Source organism: Janthinobacterium sp. GW823-FHT06H09 (assembly GCF_058794735.1).
The window spans coordinates 12,672-29,175 of sequence record NZ_JBXAHC010000008.1 but is presented as its reverse complement, the minus strand read 5'-3'; the positions used below and the strand labels follow the sequence as shown (position 1 = coordinate 29,175).

Genomic DNA, 16,504 nt, shown 5'->3' with positions numbered 1-16,504 from the left:
GGGCGGCATGCACATGCCGCCATCGTTTACTCTCACATCGACGTCTGGCCAGGATGGCACTGAAAACCCGTGACTTCCAGGTCGAAACCGACCATCGACGGCATCTTGCGGGGGCTGGCCAGCAATTGCATCTTGCTCACGCCCAGGTCGCGCAGGATTTGCGCGCCGATACCGTAGCTGCGCAAGTCCATGCTGGCGGCACGGCCTTTCGGCTTGGCTTGCGGCGTATCGAGCGCGGCGAACTGGGCAAACAGCTCGCTCGAGGTCTCGCCGCAGTTCAGCAAGACCATCACGCCCCGCTCGGACTGCTTGATGGCGGCCATCGAGGCGGCCACCGTCCACGAGTGGGTGGTCGCTTCGCTTTCCAGCACGTCCAGCAGGGAAACGGGCTGGTGCACGCGCACCAGCGCTTCCAGGCCGGGCGCCAGGTCGCCATGCACGAGGGCCAGGTGGGCCGACGCGCTAGGCTTGTCGCGGAAGGCGATCAAACGGAATTCGCCATGCGCCGTGTGCAGGGTGCGCTCCGCAACGCGCTCGACCAGGGACTCCGTCTGGCTGCGGTAATGGATCAGGTCGGCAATCGTGCCGATCTTCAGGCCATGCTGCTCGGCAAACACCAGCAAGTCCGGCAGGCGCGCCATGGTGCCGTCGTCCTTCATGATTTCGCAAATCACGGACGCGGGCGTCAGGCCGGCCATGGCCGTCAGGTCGCAACCGGCTTCCGTATGGCCTGCGCGCATCAGCACACCGCCTTTTTGCGCTTTCAGGGGGAAGATATGGCCAGGCTGGACGATATCGCTGGGCTGCGTGCCCTTGGCAACGGCTACCTGGATAGTCTTGGCGCGGTCGGCGGCGGAAATGCCCGTCGTCACGCCTTCGGCCGCTTCGATCGACACGGTGAAGTTGGTGCCATACGCGGTGCCGTTGCGCGACGTCATCATCGACAGGTTCAGCTCGTCGCAACGCTCTTCCGTCAGGGTCAGGCAGACCAGGCCACGCGCATGCGTGATCATGAAATTGATGGCTTCAGGCGTCACGAAATCGGCGGCAAGCACCAGATCGCCCTCATTTTCCCGGTCTTCTTCATCGACCAGTATCACCATGCGGCCGGCGCGCAATTCAGCGACGATCTCTTCGGTGCTCGATATAGACATTCTTCATCCTCGTATGACGCCAGTCAAAACCTGCTGCGCGTCGGTTTTGCCGGGCGTTGTTAATGTAACTAAAAACTGAAACTAAAACTGAACGTCGAGCGCGAATATTCCTCGGATTTCCGGGAATTTTCTTATAACCCGCTATTTTAAAGGATTTAGCGCTTGCAGACCTGAAATAAGACAGGTTTGCGGCATGGGTGCCGCAGCCTGCCCCGCAAAGCGCCGATTCCGCGATCCAGCGCACACGGCGGCGGCAAGGCGCGCGCCGCCGGCCTTGCAAAGAGCATAAGATCAGCCAGTCACCGCCACGGCGCTGACACCCATTCGCAGCGACACCCCACACAGGAGCGGCAACATGAAAACCAACGGATCGGCCATCTGGTCAGGCGGCATCAAGGACGGCAAGGGCGCCATCAGCACGCGCAGCGGCGCCTTGCAGGAATATCCCTACGGCTTTGCCAGCCGCTTCGAAGGCAAGCCCGGCACCAACCCAGAGGAACTGATCGGCGCCGCCCACGCGGGCTGCTTCACCATGGCCCTGTCGCTGATCCTCGGCGAAGCGGGCCTGACGGCGGAAAAGATGGAAACGACGGCCGAAGTGACCCTGGACAAGGTGGACGACGGCTTTGCCATCACGGCCGTCCACCTGATCCTGAAAGCGAAAATTCCCGGCGCCGACCAGGCGAAATTCGAGGAATTGACGGGCAAGGCCAAGGCCGGCTGTCCCGTGTCGAAGCTACTTAAAGCCAACATTACCCTCGACGCCACCCTGCTACCCTAGATTTTCGTCACGGGCTTGACGGGTTCCACGGGCGCCACCGGCGCCACCAGCGGCAGGCGCGAGTCGCTGGCCGGCAATGGCCGGTTCATCAAGCCGGGATTCAGGGCCGCATTGTTCAGGTTATACGCGGCGATGGCGGCCGCCACGGACGGGTCTTGCGATGACGGTGGCGGCACGGCCTGGCCCGCCGCTTGCGCCGCCATCTCTTGCGCCTGCGCATTTTGCTGGGCCAGCTGGGCTTGCGCCGTCGCCAGGCCCGCATCGGCTTGTCCCTGAGCGGCGCGCGCCAGCAATTGCGCCCGCTCGCTGGCCGCCTGGGCCGCCATTTGCGCATCGCTGGCGGCCAGCTGCGCCCGCGCCGCATCGTCCGCCGCCGCTTGCGCCTGCTGCTGCAAGCCCTGCTGCTGTACTTGCCCCTGGCGCAGCTCGTCCAACCGCGCGGTTTCCTGCTGCTGTGTCTGCTGACTGGTATTAATACGTTCGCTGTCGAGGCGTTCGTCGTCAACACGCTGGGCATCCACGCGCTGGCTGTCCGTGCGCTGCACCTGCAGCAAGTCCGCGGTATTGTCGGCTTGTTGCGCCGTCGACGGGGGCCGCAATTCCTGCAAATCCACGTTCAGCTCTTGCGCTTCCAGTTGCTGCTGCAATTCCAGCTGTCGCTGTGCAATCGCGGCCGTTTGCGGCGGCGCCTCGTCGATGGCTTGCGGCTGCGCGGCCTGCGAGTCCTGCGCGGCGCTGGCCGGCAGTGCGTCGCCCGTCAAATCCGCCTCGACAGCGGCAGCCAGCGGCACGCCCTGCTGCTGGGCCAGCACGGCGCCCACCTGCGCCAGCACGTCCGTTCCCTGTTGCAGGGCATCCAGGGTGGCGTTGCTGTCGGCCGCATACGCGGCCTGCAAAGTGATGGGATCGACATCTTCATTGCGCAAGTCGATGCCGATGCGGGCCAGTTGCGCTTGGGTGAGCAGGCTGCCGTCCTGCGCCAGTGCGGTCGCAGCATCCGTCGTACCGTCGCCCGACAGCAAATCGTAACGCTGCGCCAGGCTGCCCGGGGTGTCGCCGGCCGTCGCCAGCTGGCTCGCGTCGATGCCGCTCGTTTGCAGCTGGGCGAACGATTCCGTCAACTGCCGCGCCAGCGCCAGCAAGTCGTCATTGACATTCACGGGGGTATTGACCGCCCTGGCCTCGTCCGTGGCGCCCTGCAAGGCCAGCAGTTGCCGGCGCGACAAGGCCACGCCGGACAGGAACTGGCCCAGCGGAGAGATGTCGACCTGGGTCGATGACAAAGCGGCAAGGGCCGCCGCCGCGCTGGACGGCGGCACGGGCAGCGCGGGTGCCAGCGGCGCCGTCTGATCCACGCGGGACGTGGCCGGAATGGTGTTGGGCACGGTTGCGCGCGAAATCGGGTCCATGGCTAGCCTCCACTGCGGAAAGCTTCATAGTATGCGCGTCTGAAAGAAAAGCAACACACGCTTGGCAAGGCGAGAATGTGTTGCGGTGTTCTTGTATCAGGCGGCAGCCTTGTCCAGCGACAACATGCGCTCGACATAGCGGGCGATCAGGTCGATTTCCAGGTTGACCTTGCCATCGACCGTCAAGTGTTTCAGGGTCGTCATGGCGATGGTGTGGGGAATCAAATTGATCGAGAAACGGCAGCCGTTGACGGCGCCCGCGCCCAGGTCTTCCACTCTGTTGACGGTCAGCGACACGCCATTGACGACGACGGAACCTTTGAAAGCCAGGTATTTCGCCAGTTCGTGCGGCGCTTCGATCACCAGTTCCCACGATTCGCCCACGGCTTCGAACTTGCGCACGATGCCCAGGCCGTCGACGTGGCCGGACACCAGGTGGCCGCCCAGGCGCTCGGCCAGGGTCAGGGCTTTTTCCAGGTTCACTTCCGTCGTCGTATCGAGGCCCACGGTGCAATTGAGGCTTTCGCGCGAGACATCGACGGCAAAACCCGTGTCCGACTTTTCCACCACCGTCATGCAGGCGCCATTGATGGCGATGGAATCGCCGAGGGCCACATCGGCCAGCGGCAAGCCGCCCGCGTGGATGGTCAGGCGCACGCCTGCGTCGAGGCCGCCTTCGAGTGCTTGCACGGTTTCAATCTTGCCGATGGCGGCAACAATTCCTGTAAACATGAACTAACCCTATAAAGTATAAAAGTATTAATTGCGCTGGGCGAATCTTGCAAGGATACGCAAATCTTCGCCCACTTGCTGAACCTGGTGAAATTGCAAGGTGCGCTGCTGTTTGATATCCGTCAATGCGGGCAAGGCAAACATCCCTTGCGCGTCGCCCAGCAAGGTGGGCGCCAGGTAGACCAGCAACTCGTCGACGCAGCCTTCGCGGATCAGCGAGCCGTTCAGCTTGGAGCCGGCCTCGACGTGGACTTCATTGATTTGCCGGCGCCCCAGTTCCAGCATCAGCGCGGCCAGGTCGACCTTGCCGGCCGCGTTCGGCAACATGATGACTTCCGCGCCCAGGGCGCGCAGCTGCGCTTCCTTTTCCGGGTTGGCCACGGCCGCCACGATCCACGTGCCGCCGCCCTGCAAGATGCGCGCGTCAAGGCTGATGTCGAGCCGGCTGTCGACGACGATGCGGCGCGGCTGGCGCGGCGTCTCGACGGCGCGCACGTTCAATTGCGGGTCGTCGGCCTTGACGGTGCCGATGCCCGTCAGGATGGCGCAGGCGCGCGCGCGCCACGCATGGCCGTCGGCGCGCGCCTGCGGCCCCGTGATCCACTGGCTTTGCCCGTTGTGCAAGGCCGTCATGCCATCCAGGCTGGCCGCCGTTTTCATGCGCACCCACGGCTTGCCGCGCTGCATGCGCGAAAAGAAGCCGATATTCATTTCATACGCCTCGTCGGCCAGCACGCCCGTCGTGACGGCGATGCCGGCCGCTTCCAGCTTGGCCAGCCCCTGCCCCGCCACCAGCGGATTCGGGTCCGTCATGGCGGCCACGACGCGCCCCAGTCCCGCGCGCACGAGCGCATCGGAGCACGGCGGCGTGCGGCCATGGTGGTTGCACGGCTCCAGCGTGACATAGGCGGTGGCACCGCGCACGTCGTTGCCGCGCGCCGCCGCATTGGCCAGCGCTTGCACTTCGGCATGATCCTGCCCGGCCGCCTGCGTCACGCCGGCACCGATCACCTGGCCATCCCGGACGATCACGCAACCGATGCGGGGATTGGGCGAGGTCGTGTATAAACCGCGCGCCGCCCATTCCAGCGCCAGGCGCATGCCATCGATATCGTTGAGTATTTCCACGGGCTTCTTTGAGAGTGAGTAATAGATAAGTCGGGTTACGAACTGTCGGCCACGCCGCTGCAGTTGGCCGCCTGCTGCTGCGGGTCGCACACGCGCACCCTGCCCAGCATATTGATTTTAATATGGCGCACCTGCTTTCCCAAAGCCAGGGACAAGGTACCCCAGCGCGCCGCCAGGCTATTGGTCGCGCTGCAACTGCGTCCTGCGCCATTGTAGGCGATATAAAACGGCGCCGTGGCAGACGAAAACGCAAACTGGGCCGTGATGCCCGGTGGCAGTGGGCCCTGGCGGAACAGCAATTCGTCGCCGTCGTCAAACGCCAGGCTGGCATTACGGTCGATAAAGACCAGCCAGCCCGTGCGCCAATCCGTGCCGCCAGGCCCGGCCGGCATCAACAGCACGCGCTGTCCGCGCGCCATCGCCTGCGCCCGCGTCAATTCGATGGCCGAGAACAAGTCCGTGGCCGCCGCGCGCACCTGCTGACGCGCCAGCACCTGCTGCAAGCTGGGCATGGCCGCGGCCGCCAGCAGCGCGGCAATCGTCAGCACGGCCAGCAATTCGAGCATGGTGTGCCCGAAGGTCCGCCCAAAGGTACGCCCGGTCCGCGGTGGCCGCTTGCGCGTGGCCATGGCCTAAGTAATCCTCAGGAAATTATTGTGAATTTATGACGAACAGAACCGGATGCTATGCAAGGCGCCCGCTGCGACGCAGTGCGAGCACTGCTAGCAGCGGACAACGCCGCAGAGGGCCGGTTATGGAAGTCAGAAATCACAATAATTTATTGGGGGGTTACTTAGCGCCAGCAATGGCTGGCGGGGCCGCTGCTGCCGCGCTGGCCCGTGCTGCTCAAGGACAGCACGCCGCAATCGGCATCCTGGAACTGCGCATCAACCTTGGACGTGCCCGGCGTGGCGCGCAACAGCACGCATTGCCCGATCGCCAGGCCGGGACAGGCCAGCGCCTCGATTTCATACGCACTGCCGGCCGCGCCCCCTTCGCCCGACCACCATGGAAACGCTTGCGCCTGCGGCGCCGGCGAGGCCGAGGAAAACGCCAGATAATGATTGTTTTGCGAGTAATAGCGCTCCTGCTGCTGCATCAGCCGCAGCAGGGCCGCCTGCCCCTGCACCCGCTTGGCGCGCACGACATGGCCGTGATAAGCGGGCACGGCCAGCGCCAGCAGCAGGCTCATGATCGCCAGCGCGGCCAGCAGTTCGATCAGGCTGAAGCCCGGGATGGCGGCAGGGGCGCGACCGTTTGCAGCGGCCCAGTTCCGGCTTGCCAGCATTTCCATCTGACCTCCCTTCTTCTCAAAAACCGCCAGCCGATGCGCGGCGCCGGTCTGCACGCCGGTCACTTGCGACACGCCAGCCATGCCCCTCTCTTATTTCTTCTTGGCCGCCTCGTGCAATTCGCGCCAGTTCGCCACTTCGCGCCAGCTGAGGCGCCGTGCGGGCAGCGGCGCGCTGACGACCTTGAGTCCCGCCACGCTGGCCGCGCCGGGCAAGCCCGGCTGCAGCACGGCCAGCTCCTTGCGGCCCTCGGCCCGCCCTGTCGCCGTTGCTGCGCCCACCGTGCTGTTCAATTCCAGCGCCAGCGGCGGCGCGCGCGCCAGGCCGTCGAACAAGCGTCCCGTCTGCTCGCCCGCCTGCACCACACCGGCGCCATCGGCGGCAAAGCCGCTCAGCACATCGAGCACGTACAGGCGCGTGACCGGCTTGGCGCAAGCGTCGCGCCCCGGCAGGACGGTATTGAACAGCACCTTGCCGGCGGCCAGTACGGGAATGCTGATGCTGCGCTCGCCCGTCTGCGCGGTATCGAGAAAGTCGAGATACCAGCCGCGCATGGCGTCGCTACCCGTGTAGCGCAGTTCGGCGCCGTCGACGCGCACGCCGCCCGTCGTCTCGCCCAGGCTGCGCTGTTCCAGGTCGGCGCGGCTGCGCGTGGGAGATGTCTCCCGCACATCGTCGTGCACGGCATAAAACGACTGCGACAGAAAGGCGGATGGCCAGGTATCGCCCGCTTCGACCAGCTTGCCCGTGCCGAACAGCAGCAGATAGCCGCCACCGGGCGCATACGCCACGCTCAGCTGCTGCGTAACGGGCTGGCGCCGGCCCTGCGCATCGCGCGCGACAAACACGAGCTTGCGCCCCTGGCCCTCCTTCCAAGGCGGGCCGCCAGTCATGTCGAGGCGCCAGATATTGCCCTGCAAATCGCCCGCATAGATATACGCGAGCGCGCCGTCGCCGCCAGGCACCACGGCGGGCGGGCCCAGCGCCTGGGGCATGGCATCCGCGCCCGCATCAGCGTCATGGCCGCCATCGCCACCACCGTTGGCGTCGGCCACAGGCACCTTGAACCGGAAGTAATTACTTCCTATCACCCATGGCGTGCCAGGCGCCTTGTCCAGGGCCAGCAGGAAGATGGCGGCGGCCGATGCGGGCGCCGTCGTGTCCTTGCCGTCATTCACATGGTTGTTGTAGCCGCTGGCGACGATGGCAAAATCACGGTAGGCCGGCGCGCCCTCCTTGCCGCCCATATTGACGCGGGCAAAGGCGGGCGGCGCGCGCACATTGCCCATGAGCCTGTCGTCGCGGTCCGTGAATTCCCACAACGCACCGTCTTGCGCAAAACGCATCGGGTCGGTGATGTCGAGCGCAAACACGCCTTGCGCCCCGCCGCCCATGCCCGACACCAGCACCGTCTTCCAATGTCCCAGCGCCAGCACTTCCGCCGTGGCCGCCGCGCCATCGAGCAGCGGGCCGGCGCTGTAGTGAGTGCTCGCAGCGGCTGGCGCCGCGCGCAGCAGCGCCTGCGGCAGATAGGCAAACAATTCGCTGCCCGTGCGCGCATCGAACGCATGCAGCAAGCCATCGTTGGCGCCCAGGTACAGCATTTTCCGCCGCTGCAGCAGCGCCTGGCGATGCACGCCATAGCCGGCCCCCGGCATGCCCAGACCCGGCGCGCCCACGTACAGCAGGTTGCCGTGCGGCGCCGCGCCCAGGCTGCCGGACCTGCGCCGCAGGAAGCCGCCGGGCTGGCCCACCTCGTGCGTACGCTGGCCCAGCAAATATGTCAGACGCGCCTCGCCTCTGCCATCGCCGCCGTCGAATGCGCCGCGCTGTGCTGCATCGAGCGCCTTCCAGGCCAGCGGCATCAGGGCGCCCTTGGCGTCAAGCGTGTAGACGGGACGCAAGGACGTGGATGGTCCATCCGGCATGGTCTTGGACTGTCCGCCAGCAGTCCACAATGGCTTGCCGGGAAGCAGTGCGCCATCGGCGCCCACGGCAAACGCGCTGCGCGACAAGATCATGCCGCCATCGGCCAGGCGCATCCGCGTGTGAAACCAGTAAGCCTCTTCCGTACCGCTGGCCAGCGCCATCAGGGCCGGCCCCGGCAGCGTCGCCGCCAGCGTGCCCTTGTCGGCGGAGACAAAGGCCGCGCGCAGTCCCGCGATCAGGGCGGCCGGATCGCTGCCGGGCAAGTAATGGGTGGGCCAGCGGCCGTCCAGGCTCCATTCATCGAACGCGCTGCCCGTTGCGCTCTTGAATGGGTTGGCGTCGCCGTTCGCATCAAGAAAACCGCCATACTTGGCCGCCAGCAGCAAAGGAGTAGCAGCGGGAGTGGCGGCAGATTCGCCGGCCGGGTCGCCCTGGCGCAAGTCGCCCGCGTAGTGCTCGACCTTGGCAAGGCCGTCGTTCTTGCCGCCAGGACGCAGCGCCTGCACATGCGACCAGTAGGCCAGCCCTGCCGCATGGTAGCTGGCGCCGCCCGCGCCGTCGGCCAGCAATTCCAGTCCCGCCAGGTCGGGCCGTGGCGCGGGATTGCCCTGCGCGCCGCCGCTTTCCAGGCTGCCCACCGCATGCGTCCAGGCCATCGCATCGAACGGCGGCGGCGCAAAGCCATCGGCGGCGCGTGCGCGGTCACCGGCCGAGGCAGGCACAACAGGGACGTTGCCGGGCACGTAGCGGTCCCCCGCCATGCCCGCATCGCCGAGGCTGACGACGACGTGGCGCTGGCAATTGGCCGTTTGCGGGTCGCTCCATGGGGTCACGACCGGCAAGCCGTCGTCGATGGCAGGCGGAGCCGTGGCGGGCGGCACGGCGGCGCTCGCTTGCCGCCCCTGCAGGTAGCGCAGCGATTCGTACAGCAATTCAGCCAGCGGCGCGGCCCTCGCGTACGCGCCGGGATGCCCGGCATTGCTGCGGCCCAGGCCGTTGATGTAAGCGGTCACCCCGCCGCCAGGGCCTGCGCCCTGGTCAGCGCCTTGGACGGCAAACACGCCATTGACGGGATTCCACTCAGCGCCGGTATTGTCTTGCGGCAAAAAGTCGGGCGCCGTCCAGCGTTGCCTGCCCACGTGGGCCAGCGGCGCGCGCAGCACGCCGCCATACACGGGGCCGGCACTGGCAGAGACGCCGTTCAAATGGCCAAACACGCCCACGCGTACCCTGCCGCCAAGGCGCTGCACGGCGCCCACCGGTTTGTAGTTCTTGCCGTACGCGAGGCACAGGTCGTCGCGCAGCGGCCCCTCATCGGCATCGCAAACGCGCACGCGCGCGAGGAACACGCCGTGCGTGGCGGCGATGCCGGGCGCGTCGCAACTGCCGCCCGGAGGCACGCTGGCGTCGCCGAACAGCAGGCGATTACGGCAGGAAACGATGGCCAGTTGCGCCAGCGCAAACGGCGTCGCCGCCGCCACGCCGGTGTGCAAGACCTTGCGCGGGAAAAAGACGGGGTGGGCATAGAAATCGACGGGACCGTCGGCATCGGGCAGGTAGGCGCGCTGCAGCACCGTCTTGCGCACTTCGTCGATGACGCGGTCGCCGCCCGTCAGGGCATAGCGGACGATGTCGAGCATGCTGGCGCTGGCCCAGTTCAGAAAGTTGCCGCTAAAACTATCGCCGCCGCAGCCGTGCAGCGCATCCGCCGGTTTCAGTACGGAGAAGTAAGCGGTCGCTACGCGCAAGTCCGGCAGCATGACGCCGTCCTTGCTGCGGTACGGATAGCTGTAGCACATGCGCGCATGGAAGTACCCCAGGTACTCGCGCTGCGGCGCATACTCGCCGCCATGCGCGGCGGCGGCCGCCGCATGCGTGAGCGACAGATTGAGCAGCAGGTTCGGCGGCACTCTGGCGCCGTGCAAGCCAGCGTCGGCCCGCGCCAGCGCCACGGGAGGTGCGGCCGCAACAGCGGCGCCGCAAGCCAGGCAAACCAGGCTGATCAGCAGCAGCCATGCAGACCACCAAGCCGATGGCAAAGCAAACGACCAAGCCCTCATGGTCCCGCTCCCGCCGCCTGCTTGCGGTAATAACTTTGCAACACGACTTGCGTGCTTTCCTGCGCGCCAAAACCGATGGCCGTGATGCGGTACACATAACTTTCCGTGGCCAGGCCGCCGGCCACTGCCGCCGCCTGCGCGCCGGGCGGGTGAAACGCCAGCAATTCGATCAGGTAACGGGGCCGGCGCGACGGCAGGAAACCCTGCCCCGTGTGCATGACGGCGCCCGTAAACTGACCATACGGCACGGTGTGACTGCTGCCTTCAGGACCGTCGAGGTCCATGCTCAGCCAGAGCGCCGGCGCCTCCGGGGCTGCGGGCAGGCACAGGCCCAGTGCGCCTCCTTCGCCGCAGCCGTCCGCGAACCCGGCCGCACTGCCTGGTGCGAAGAGGCTGCTGCGTCCCGGCGCGCCGGGCAAGCCTTCGATATCGTTCTGCGCATCCATCAATGCTTCCTCCGCCGTCTGAAACGCGATCTGCCGGTCGCGTTCGCCGCGCGCCGCCTTTTCGCCCTGCAAGGCTATCTGCGCCGCCGATATGCCCAGCAGTAAGATGATCACCAGCAGGCACAGCACATACGCGAGGGTGGCGCCACCGTGGCGCGCACGAGGTGAGCGACAAGGCAAGCAACGAGGCTCGCACCAGCGGACGCCCGCGCCAGCCATCGTGCCGCCCGCCTAGGCCGGCCCGTTGCGCAGCATGATGCTCGTCTGCAGCAGTTGCCGCAGCCGGGAGCGCGTCGCGGCGGGCAAGGACGCGCGCGCGACGCGCACGCCCGTGTCGCCGGCGCCGTGCGCCTCCGCATATGCCTTGCCGAACAGGTCGAACTGCGCCGGCCCCAGCTCCGCCATCTTGTCCGCCTGGTCCGCCTCGCCATGCAGCAGCAAGGCCACGCGCACGCTGGCCACGCGCTTCCAGTGCGTGCGGCGCCGCAAATCGCGCTGGCGCGCGGCCGCATCCGCGCCCTGCAGCACCAGCGCCGCATCGTAGGCGTCGAGCGCACTGGCGTTGACATAGCGGTTCGCCACGCCGTCGGGCGGCGTATCCGTGTCGAGGCCATACAGCACCTGGAAACCGTCGACGCCACGAATGACGGCATCCGCGCCCCAGCCGTTCGCGCCACGGTATTTGCAGCGCAGTTCGCCTTCGCCATCGGCGCCGTGCGCCACATAAAAAATGCTCCAGCCCCGCTGCGCCTCCGTTTGCGCGGCGCCCACGCCAAAGCCGGCGCAATTGAGCACGGACCCGTCGCCGCCCTCTTCCTTGCCGGCCCCGTAATAGCGCAGGGCCAGCACGTCGCTGCCATGCAGGGCGCCGGGCAGCGCGCCGCTGATGCCTTCGCTGTTCTTGCCCAGGCTGCGCGCGTCGAGCCCGGCGACATTGGCGCTGTCGTCATCGGCATGGGCGACGGGCGCGGCGCTGCTATCCCAGTTCACGTACGCCGTCTGGCGCACGGCGCGGGCGATGGTGTCGAGCACATAGCGGCCATTGTCGTCCAGCCGCGCGCTGGCGGACTGGTCGCCATAGCTGCCGCTAGCCGCCACCAGCACGCCACTGGCGGCCAGCATCAGCAGCGCGCCCAGCGACAGCGCCACCAGCAATTCGACGAGGCTCATGCCGCGCCGCCAGCGCCACGCGGCATGCACGCCGTTCATGCGCCGCCTCCGCCCAGCTGGAATACCAGCCTGGGCAGCGACTCGCCTGCCGCATTCACGGCGGGCGAGCCATCGGGCAAGCGGCCGCGCCAGCCCAGCTTGATGACGATGGGCGCGCCCTTGCCGCCGCTGCACGCCCAGTGCAAGCCTTGCGCGGCGGCATCCCAAACAGAGGCATCGCGGCAGATATGCAGGCGCGCGCCGGGCAAGGCCGCATGCAACGATTGCTTCCATTCAGCGATGTCGAATTGCGCCAGTTCGGCCGCGCTGCAGGCGCTAGCGCCAAAGCAGTCCGGCGCAGTGCCGCCTGCTTCGGCGTCGTCCGCCGCCGCGTAGGCCACGTTCAGGTAGGGATTGCCCGCATCGGGTCCATTCATGAGCACGCCGTTTGCGCGCATGCGCTCGGCCATGCCGGCCGCCAGCTGCGCGCCCGCCGACAACAGCGCCGACTCATGGCGCGCGCGCAGGGAGTGCAGTTGCAAAATGCTGGCACCGAGCAGGCCCAGCGCCAACAGCAGCAGCGACACGAGCACCTCGACGAGGCTGCTGCCACCCGCTGGAAACATAGTGCGACCGCTCATGTGCATGCCTTGCTCCCTTCCGCAGAAAGAGTCGCAAGAACAGGCGGCCCAGCTACACGATAGACGCGCGCAAAAAACGGGATCTGCGCAAGCGCAAACAGCGCAGCGATAAGGGGAGAAGAACGGCGTAGTTATTGATCAGGCCGCTTGCCAGGCGAGCGCTGGCGTGGTGAACACGGGGCGCAAAACGGGGCACATGAGCAGCCCCGTCGTCGAACAAGAGGCTTCGAGCAGGCGTCAGGGCTTGCGCGCCTGCCCCACTTCGGCGATCGCATCCTGGAACTCGGCCAGGTCTTCGAAATTCTTGTAGACGGAAGCGAAGCGGATGTAGGCGATCTTGTCGAGGCGCTTGAGTTCCTGCATGACGAGTTCGCCGATATAGCCGGAATCGACTTCGCGCAAGCCGCTGGTCAGCAGTTTTTCCTGGATGGACGCGATGGCCGTATCCACCGAGGCGGCCGCGACGGGACGCTTGCGCAAGGCCAGCATCAAACTGCCGCGCAACTTATCCGCAGCGAACTCCGTCCGGCTGCCATTCTTTTTGACGACGGCCGGCATGATAAGTTCAATGCGCTCGTACGTGGTAAACCGCTTGTCGCATTTGCCGCAGCGGCGGCGGCGCCGAATGGCATCCCCTTCCTCCGATACGCGCGTATCGAGAACCTGGGTGTCGCCGTGCTGGCAAAATGGACATTTCATGGGCTGGTTACAACTTTATAGTAATAATTACGGGAAATCGCCGCCCTTGTACAAAGGGCGCCCGAATCACTCCGGGCGCCCTTGGGCACGAAGGAATGTGTCATACGGAATCTTACTCCGTATGACACATTCTGGACAAATAATTATGCTGCGTACACAGGGTGCGCGTCGGCCAGCACTTTCACGGCCGCTTTGACGCGCTCGATGGTGGCGGCGTCATGCGGATTGTCCAGCACGTCGGCGATCAGGTTGCCCACTTCTTCCGCTTGCGCTTCCTTGAAACCACGCGTCGTCATCGCCGGGCTGCCCAGGCGGATGCCCGAGGTGACGAAGGGTTTTTGCGGGTCGTTCGGGATGCCGTTCTTGTTGCAGGTGATGTGCGCGGAACCGAGGATGGCTTCGGCTTCCTTGCCCGTCAGGTTCTTGGCGCGCAGGTCGACCAGCATGACGTGCGATTCGGTGCCGCCGGACACGATGCGCAGGCCGCGCTTGATCAGGGTTTTCGCCAGCACGTCGGCGTTCTTGATCACTTGCTTCTGGTATTCGACGAATTCAGGGCTCAGCGCTTCCTTGAAGGCGACGGCCTTGCCGGCGATCACGTGCATCAGCGGGCCGCCCTGGATACCAGGGAAGATGGCCGAGTTGATGGCTTTTTCGTGCTCGGCCTTCATCAGGATGATGCCGCCGCGCGGACCGCGCAGCGATTTGTGCGTGGTCGAGGTGACGAAGTCGGCGAACGGCACCGGATTCGGGTACAGGCCGGCGGCGATCAGGCCCGCGTAGTGGGCCATGTCCACCATGAAGTAGGCGCCCACTTCCTTGGCGATCTTGCCGAAGCGTTCGAAGTCGATTTTTTTCGAGAAAGCGGACGCGCCGGCGATGATCAGTTTTGGCTTGCGTTCGCGGGCCAGGCGTTCCATCGCCTCGTAGTCGATGTCTTCTTCCGCCGTCAAGCCATACGACACGACGTCAAACCATTTGCCGGACATGTTCAGCGGCATGCCGTGGGTCAGGTGACCGCCTTCGGCCAGCGACATGCCCATGATCAGGTCGCCTGGTTTCAACATGGCGAAGAACACGCCCTGGTTCGCCTGCGAGCCGGAATTCGGCTGCACGTTCGCGCATTCGGCGCCGAACAGTTTCTTGACGCGGTCGATGGCCAGTTGCTCGGCCACGTCGACGTATTCGCAGCCGCCGTAGTAGCGCTTGCCCGGGTAGCCTTCGGCGTACTTGTTCGTCAGCTGCGAGCCTTGCGCTTCCATTACGGCTGGCGACGTGTAGTTCTCCGAGGCGATCAGTTCGATGTGATCGTGCTGGCGCGTGTTTTCTTTTTGAATGACGGCGAACAATTCAGGATCGACGTTGGCGAGGGTGTGATCTTTTGCAAACATGTAAAAACTCCAAGTATGAGGGTGCTTGTACTGGCAGGTTGGATCGAATGAGGGGAGCCGGCGTTAAGTGAATAACAACATTGGACGGGCAGCCTCTTCGTGCTTTTCCATAGTGGCTACCCAGGCGAACGGCTGATGAAAAATCTCACGTTTCCCGGTGGGTGCCCACCTTTCGCCGGTTTGCCGATCGCCACTCAGGGAGATCGCCCGACTTTTCGCCAGTCACGTGAGACGTAATGGAAGTCAAATTGTAAGTTAAGTGCCCAAATTGAGCAAGGAATGCAACCGTGCGGCTATAATCGCCGCGCGCCGCCGCAGCCCGGACAGGGCCGCAGGCCGCCCCGGGGCATGGCTGCCGCTCTTAAGCTGGACTTAAACTTGGCTGCGGCTTGTAAGCGTATGTTACGAGGCTTGCCATTGCCCGCCCCGGATTTACAATGCTGCGGTGCAACTTATATGCAGCTTTTGCATGGCTTTCCAGCAAGCGCCCACAGTCACAAGAAGAAAAATCGCGTAAAATGTTGCTCAATCTCACTACTGGCGCAATAAACATGCCTTCAGTCTTTACCTGGAACGTACGTGTCTACTATGAAGACACCGACGCCGGCGGCATCGTCTATTACGCTAACTACCTCAAATTCTTCGAGCGCGCACGCACGGAATGGCTGCGCGCCATCGACGTGGGCCAGCAGGAACTGCTGGAACAGCACGACGCGATGTTCGTTGTCAAAAGCGTCAACGCCGACTATCATGCGCCAGCCAGGCTCGATGACACGGTAAGATTAACCTTAAGTATAGAAAAAATGGGGCGCGCCTCCATCGTTTTCCTGCAACAAGCCTGGTGCGGCGACCGCCTGCTCAACACGGCCCGCGTCAAGATCGGCTGCGTCGACTCAAGCATGCGCCCGCGCGCCGTGCCTGATGCAGTCGCGGCCCGCATGCGCGCCACCTGAGCCCTACCGCCACCCCCGGATAATTCACCCAACAGACTGCCTGCCAATGAACGTTACACAAGATCTTTCTTTCCTCGCGCTCATCACCAATGCCCACCTGATCGTGCAACTGATCATGGCCCTGCTGCTGCTGATTTCCCTGACCAGCTGGACCTACATTTTCCGCAAGATGTTTGCCGTGCGCCAGGCGCGCAAGCAAACCATCGAATTCGAACGCAGCTTCTGGGCTGGCGGCAACCTGCATGCGCTGCACCAGAACGCCAGCGGCAACCGCGACCAGAGCGGCGCGCTGGCCCGCATCTTCGACGCCGGCATGGGCGAATTCATCAAGGGCAAGGCTTCCTACGGTTCGCGCGAAGCGCTGGACGTGGGCGCCGTGCTCGACGGCGCACGCCGCGCCATGCGCGCCGCTTTCCAGCGTGAAATGGACGTGCTCGAATCGCACCTGGCCTTCCTCGCTTCCGTCGGCTCCGTCTCGCCGTACATCGGCCTGCTCGGTACCGTCTGGGGCATCATGAACGCCTTCCGCGGCCTGGCCAACGTGCAGCAAGCAACCCTGGCCGCCGTCGCGCCCGGCATTGCCGAAGCGCTGATCGCCACCGCCATCGGCCTGTTCGCGGCCATTCCCGCCGTCGTCGCCTACAACCGTTTTTCGCATGACATCGACCGCCTGGCGATCCGCTTCGAGAGCTTCGTCGAGGAATTCTCCAACATCCTGCAGCGCCAGTCGCGCTAAGAGG

At 65.2% G+C, this 16,504-nt stretch carries 15 protein-coding genes and 1 riboswitch; of the genes, 3 read left to right on the top strand and 12 right to left on the bottom strand.

Going from position 1 to position 16,504, the window contains the following annotated elements:
- Positions 1–32: 32 nt before the first annotated feature.
- On the bottom strand, positions 33–1,154 hold the full coding sequence (gene ribBA / locus AC1Q6X_RS14985) for a bifunctional 3,4-dihydroxy-2-butanone-4-phosphate synthase/GTP cyclohydrolase II (RefSeq protein ID WP_070219577.1): 1,122 nt from the start codon (positions 1,152–1,154) through the stop codon (positions 33–35).
- Positions 1,155–1,509: 355 nt separating this feature from the next.
- Between ribBA and AC1Q6X_RS14980 the strand changes: the two genes are divergently transcribed.
- Positions 1,510–1,935: an OsmC family protein gene (locus AC1Q6X_RS14980; protein ID WP_034759136.1), complete on the top strand. Its 426-nt coding sequence runs from the start codon at positions 1,510–1,512 to the stop codon at positions 1,933–1,935.
- Here the strand turns inward: AC1Q6X_RS14980 and AC1Q6X_RS14975 are convergent.
- From AC1Q6X_RS14975 to glyA, 11 genes are all read right to left on the bottom strand, one after another.
- Positions 1,932–3,344: a hypothetical protein gene (locus tag AC1Q6X_RS14975; protein ID WP_492497698.1), complete on the bottom strand. Its 1,413-nt coding sequence runs from the start codon at positions 3,342–3,344 to the stop codon at positions 1,932–1,934. The genes AC1Q6X_RS14980 and AC1Q6X_RS14975 overlap by 4 nt on opposite strands.
- Positions 3,345–3,440: 96 nt before the next feature.
- Positions 3,441–4,076: a riboflavin synthase gene (locus AC1Q6X_RS14970; RefSeq protein ID WP_070219574.1), complete on the bottom strand. Its 636-nt coding sequence runs from the start codon at positions 4,074–4,076 to the stop codon at positions 3,441–3,443.
- A 27-nt stretch (positions 4,077–4,103) separates the two neighbouring features.
- Positions 4,104–5,177 carry a bifunctional diaminohydroxyphosphoribosylaminopyrimidine deaminase/5-amino-6-(5-phosphoribosylamino)uracil reductase RibD gene (gene ribD, locus AC1Q6X_RS14965; protein WP_176741187.1) on the bottom strand — a complete coding sequence of 358 codons (1,074 nt, stop codon included), beginning with the start codon at positions 5,175–5,177 and terminating at the stop codon, positions 4,104–4,106.
- Between the two features lie 62 nt (positions 5,178–5,239).
- Positions 5,240–5,770: a GspH/FimT family protein gene (locus tag AC1Q6X_RS14960; protein ID WP_492497697.1), complete on the bottom strand. Its 531-nt coding sequence runs from the start codon at positions 5,768–5,770 to the stop codon at positions 5,240–5,242.
- Between the two features lie 227 nt (positions 5,771–5,997).
- Positions 5,998–6,498 carry a type IV pilin protein gene (locus AC1Q6X_RS14955; protein ID WP_306798502.1) on the bottom strand — a complete coding sequence of 167 codons (501 nt, stop codon included), beginning with the start codon at positions 6,496–6,498 and terminating at the stop codon, positions 5,998–6,000.
- A gap of 90 nt (positions 6,499–6,588) precedes the next feature.
- The gene (locus AC1Q6X_RS14950; RefSeq protein ID WP_492497696.1) at positions 6,589–10,485 is read right to left on the bottom strand and encodes a PilC/PilY family type IV pilus protein; all 3,897 of its coding nucleotides are present in this window, start codon (positions 10,483–10,485) and stop codon (positions 6,589–6,591) included.
- Complete coding sequence (locus AC1Q6X_RS14945; RefSeq protein ID WP_230505856.1) at positions 10,482–11,111, bottom strand: pilus assembly PilX family protein; 630 nt, start codon at positions 11,109–11,111, stop codon at positions 10,482–10,484. The genes AC1Q6X_RS14950 and AC1Q6X_RS14945 overlap by 4 nt, the downstream gene beginning before the upstream one ends.
- A gap of 51 nt (positions 11,112–11,162) precedes the next feature.
- Entirely contained in the window at positions 11,163–12,140 is a 978-nt protein-coding gene (locus AC1Q6X_RS14940; protein ID WP_230505855.1) for a PilW family protein, read from the bottom strand.
- On the bottom strand, positions 12,137–12,721 hold the full coding sequence (gene pilV / locus AC1Q6X_RS14935) for a type IV pilus modification protein PilV (RefSeq protein WP_227742134.1): 585 nt from the start codon (positions 12,719–12,721) through the stop codon (positions 12,137–12,139). Before pilV ends, AC1Q6X_RS14940 begins: the two co-directional genes overlap by 4 nt.
- 237 nt (positions 12,722–12,958) lie before the next feature.
- Positions 12,959–13,420, bottom strand: a complete 462-nt coding sequence (gene nrdR / locus AC1Q6X_RS14930; protein WP_034759169.1) for a transcriptional regulator NrdR — start codon at positions 13,418–13,420, stop codon at positions 12,959–12,961.
- Between the two features lie 143 nt (positions 13,421–13,563).
- Positions 13,564–14,811: a serine hydroxymethyltransferase gene (gene glyA, locus AC1Q6X_RS14925; protein ID WP_099409960.1), complete on the bottom strand. Its 1,248-nt coding sequence runs from the start codon at positions 14,809–14,811 to the stop codon at positions 13,564–13,566.
- A gap of 111 nt (positions 14,812–14,922) precedes the next feature.
- Positions 14,923–15,047: riboswitch (ZMP/ZTP riboswitch) on the bottom strand.
- 315 nt (positions 15,048–15,362) lie between these two features.
- Here glyA and ybgC point away from each other — a divergent pair.
- Positions 15,363–15,764: a tol-pal system-associated acyl-CoA thioesterase gene (gene ybgC / locus AC1Q6X_RS14920; protein ID WP_070219560.1), complete on the top strand. Its 402-nt coding sequence runs from the start codon at positions 15,363–15,365 to the stop codon at positions 15,762–15,764.
- Between the two features lie 46 nt (positions 15,765–15,810).
- Positions 15,811–16,500, top strand: coding sequence for a protein TolQ (gene tolQ, locus AC1Q6X_RS14915; protein WP_046682323.1), 690 nt, complete (start codon positions 15,811–15,813; stop codon positions 16,498–16,500).
- The last annotated feature ends 4 nt before the right edge of the window (positions 16,501–16,504 follow it).

What these genes read in the sequence shown, in the direction of transcription:
- glyA (WP_099409960.1), bottom strand. Translation starts at nt 14,811, where the DNA reads ATGTTTGCAAAAGATCACACCCTCGCCAACGTCGATCCTGAATTGTTC.
- ybgC (WP_070219560.1), top strand. Translation starts at nt 15,363, where the DNA reads ATGCCTTCAGTCTTTACCTGGAACGTACGTGTCTACTATGAAGACACC.
- AC1Q6X_RS14970 (WP_070219574.1), bottom strand. Translation starts at nt 4,076, where the DNA reads ATGTTTACAGGAATTGTTGCCGCCATCGGCAAGATTGAAACCGTGCAA.
- AC1Q6X_RS14975 (WP_492497698.1), bottom strand. Translation starts at nt 3,344, where the DNA reads ATGGACCCGATTTCGCGCGCAACCGTGCCCAACACCATTCCGGCCACG.
- ribBA (WP_070219577.1), bottom strand. Translation starts at nt 1,154, where the DNA reads ATGTCTATATCGAGCACCGAAGAGATCGTCGCTGAATTGCGCGCCGGC.
- AC1Q6X_RS14960 (WP_492497697.1), bottom strand. Translation starts at nt 5,770, where the DNA reads ATGCTCGAATTGCTGGCCGTGCTGACGATTGCCGCGCTGCTGGCGGCC.
- nrdR (WP_034759169.1), bottom strand. Translation starts at nt 13,420, where the DNA reads ATGAAATGTCCATTTTGCCAGCACGGCGACACCCAGGTTCTCGATACG.
- tolQ (WP_046682323.1), top strand. Translation starts at nt 15,811, where the DNA reads ATGAACGTTACACAAGATCTTTCTTTCCTCGCGCTCATCACCAATGCC.
- pilV (WP_227742134.1), bottom strand. Translation starts at nt 12,721, where the DNA reads ATGAGCGGTCGCACTATGTTTCCAGCGGGTGGCAGCAGCCTCGTCGAG.
- ribD (WP_176741187.1), bottom strand. Translation starts at nt 5,177, where the DNA reads ATGCGCCTGGCGCTGGAATGGGCGGCGCGCGGTTTATACACGACCTCG.
- AC1Q6X_RS14950 (WP_492497696.1), bottom strand. Translation starts at nt 10,485, where the DNA reads ATGAGGGCTTGGTCGTTTGCTTTGCCATCGGCTTGGTGGTCTGCATGG.
- AC1Q6X_RS14940 (WP_230505855.1), bottom strand. Translation starts at nt 12,140, where the DNA reads ATGAACGGCGTGCATGCCGCGTGGCGCTGGCGGCGCGGCATGAGCCTC.
- AC1Q6X_RS14955 (WP_306798502.1), bottom strand. Translation starts at nt 6,498, where the DNA reads ATGGAAATGCTGGCAAGCCGGAACTGGGCCGCTGCAAACGGTCGCGCC.
- AC1Q6X_RS14980 (WP_034759136.1), top strand. Translation starts at nt 1,510, where the DNA reads ATGAAAACCAACGGATCGGCCATCTGGTCAGGCGGCATCAAGGACGGC.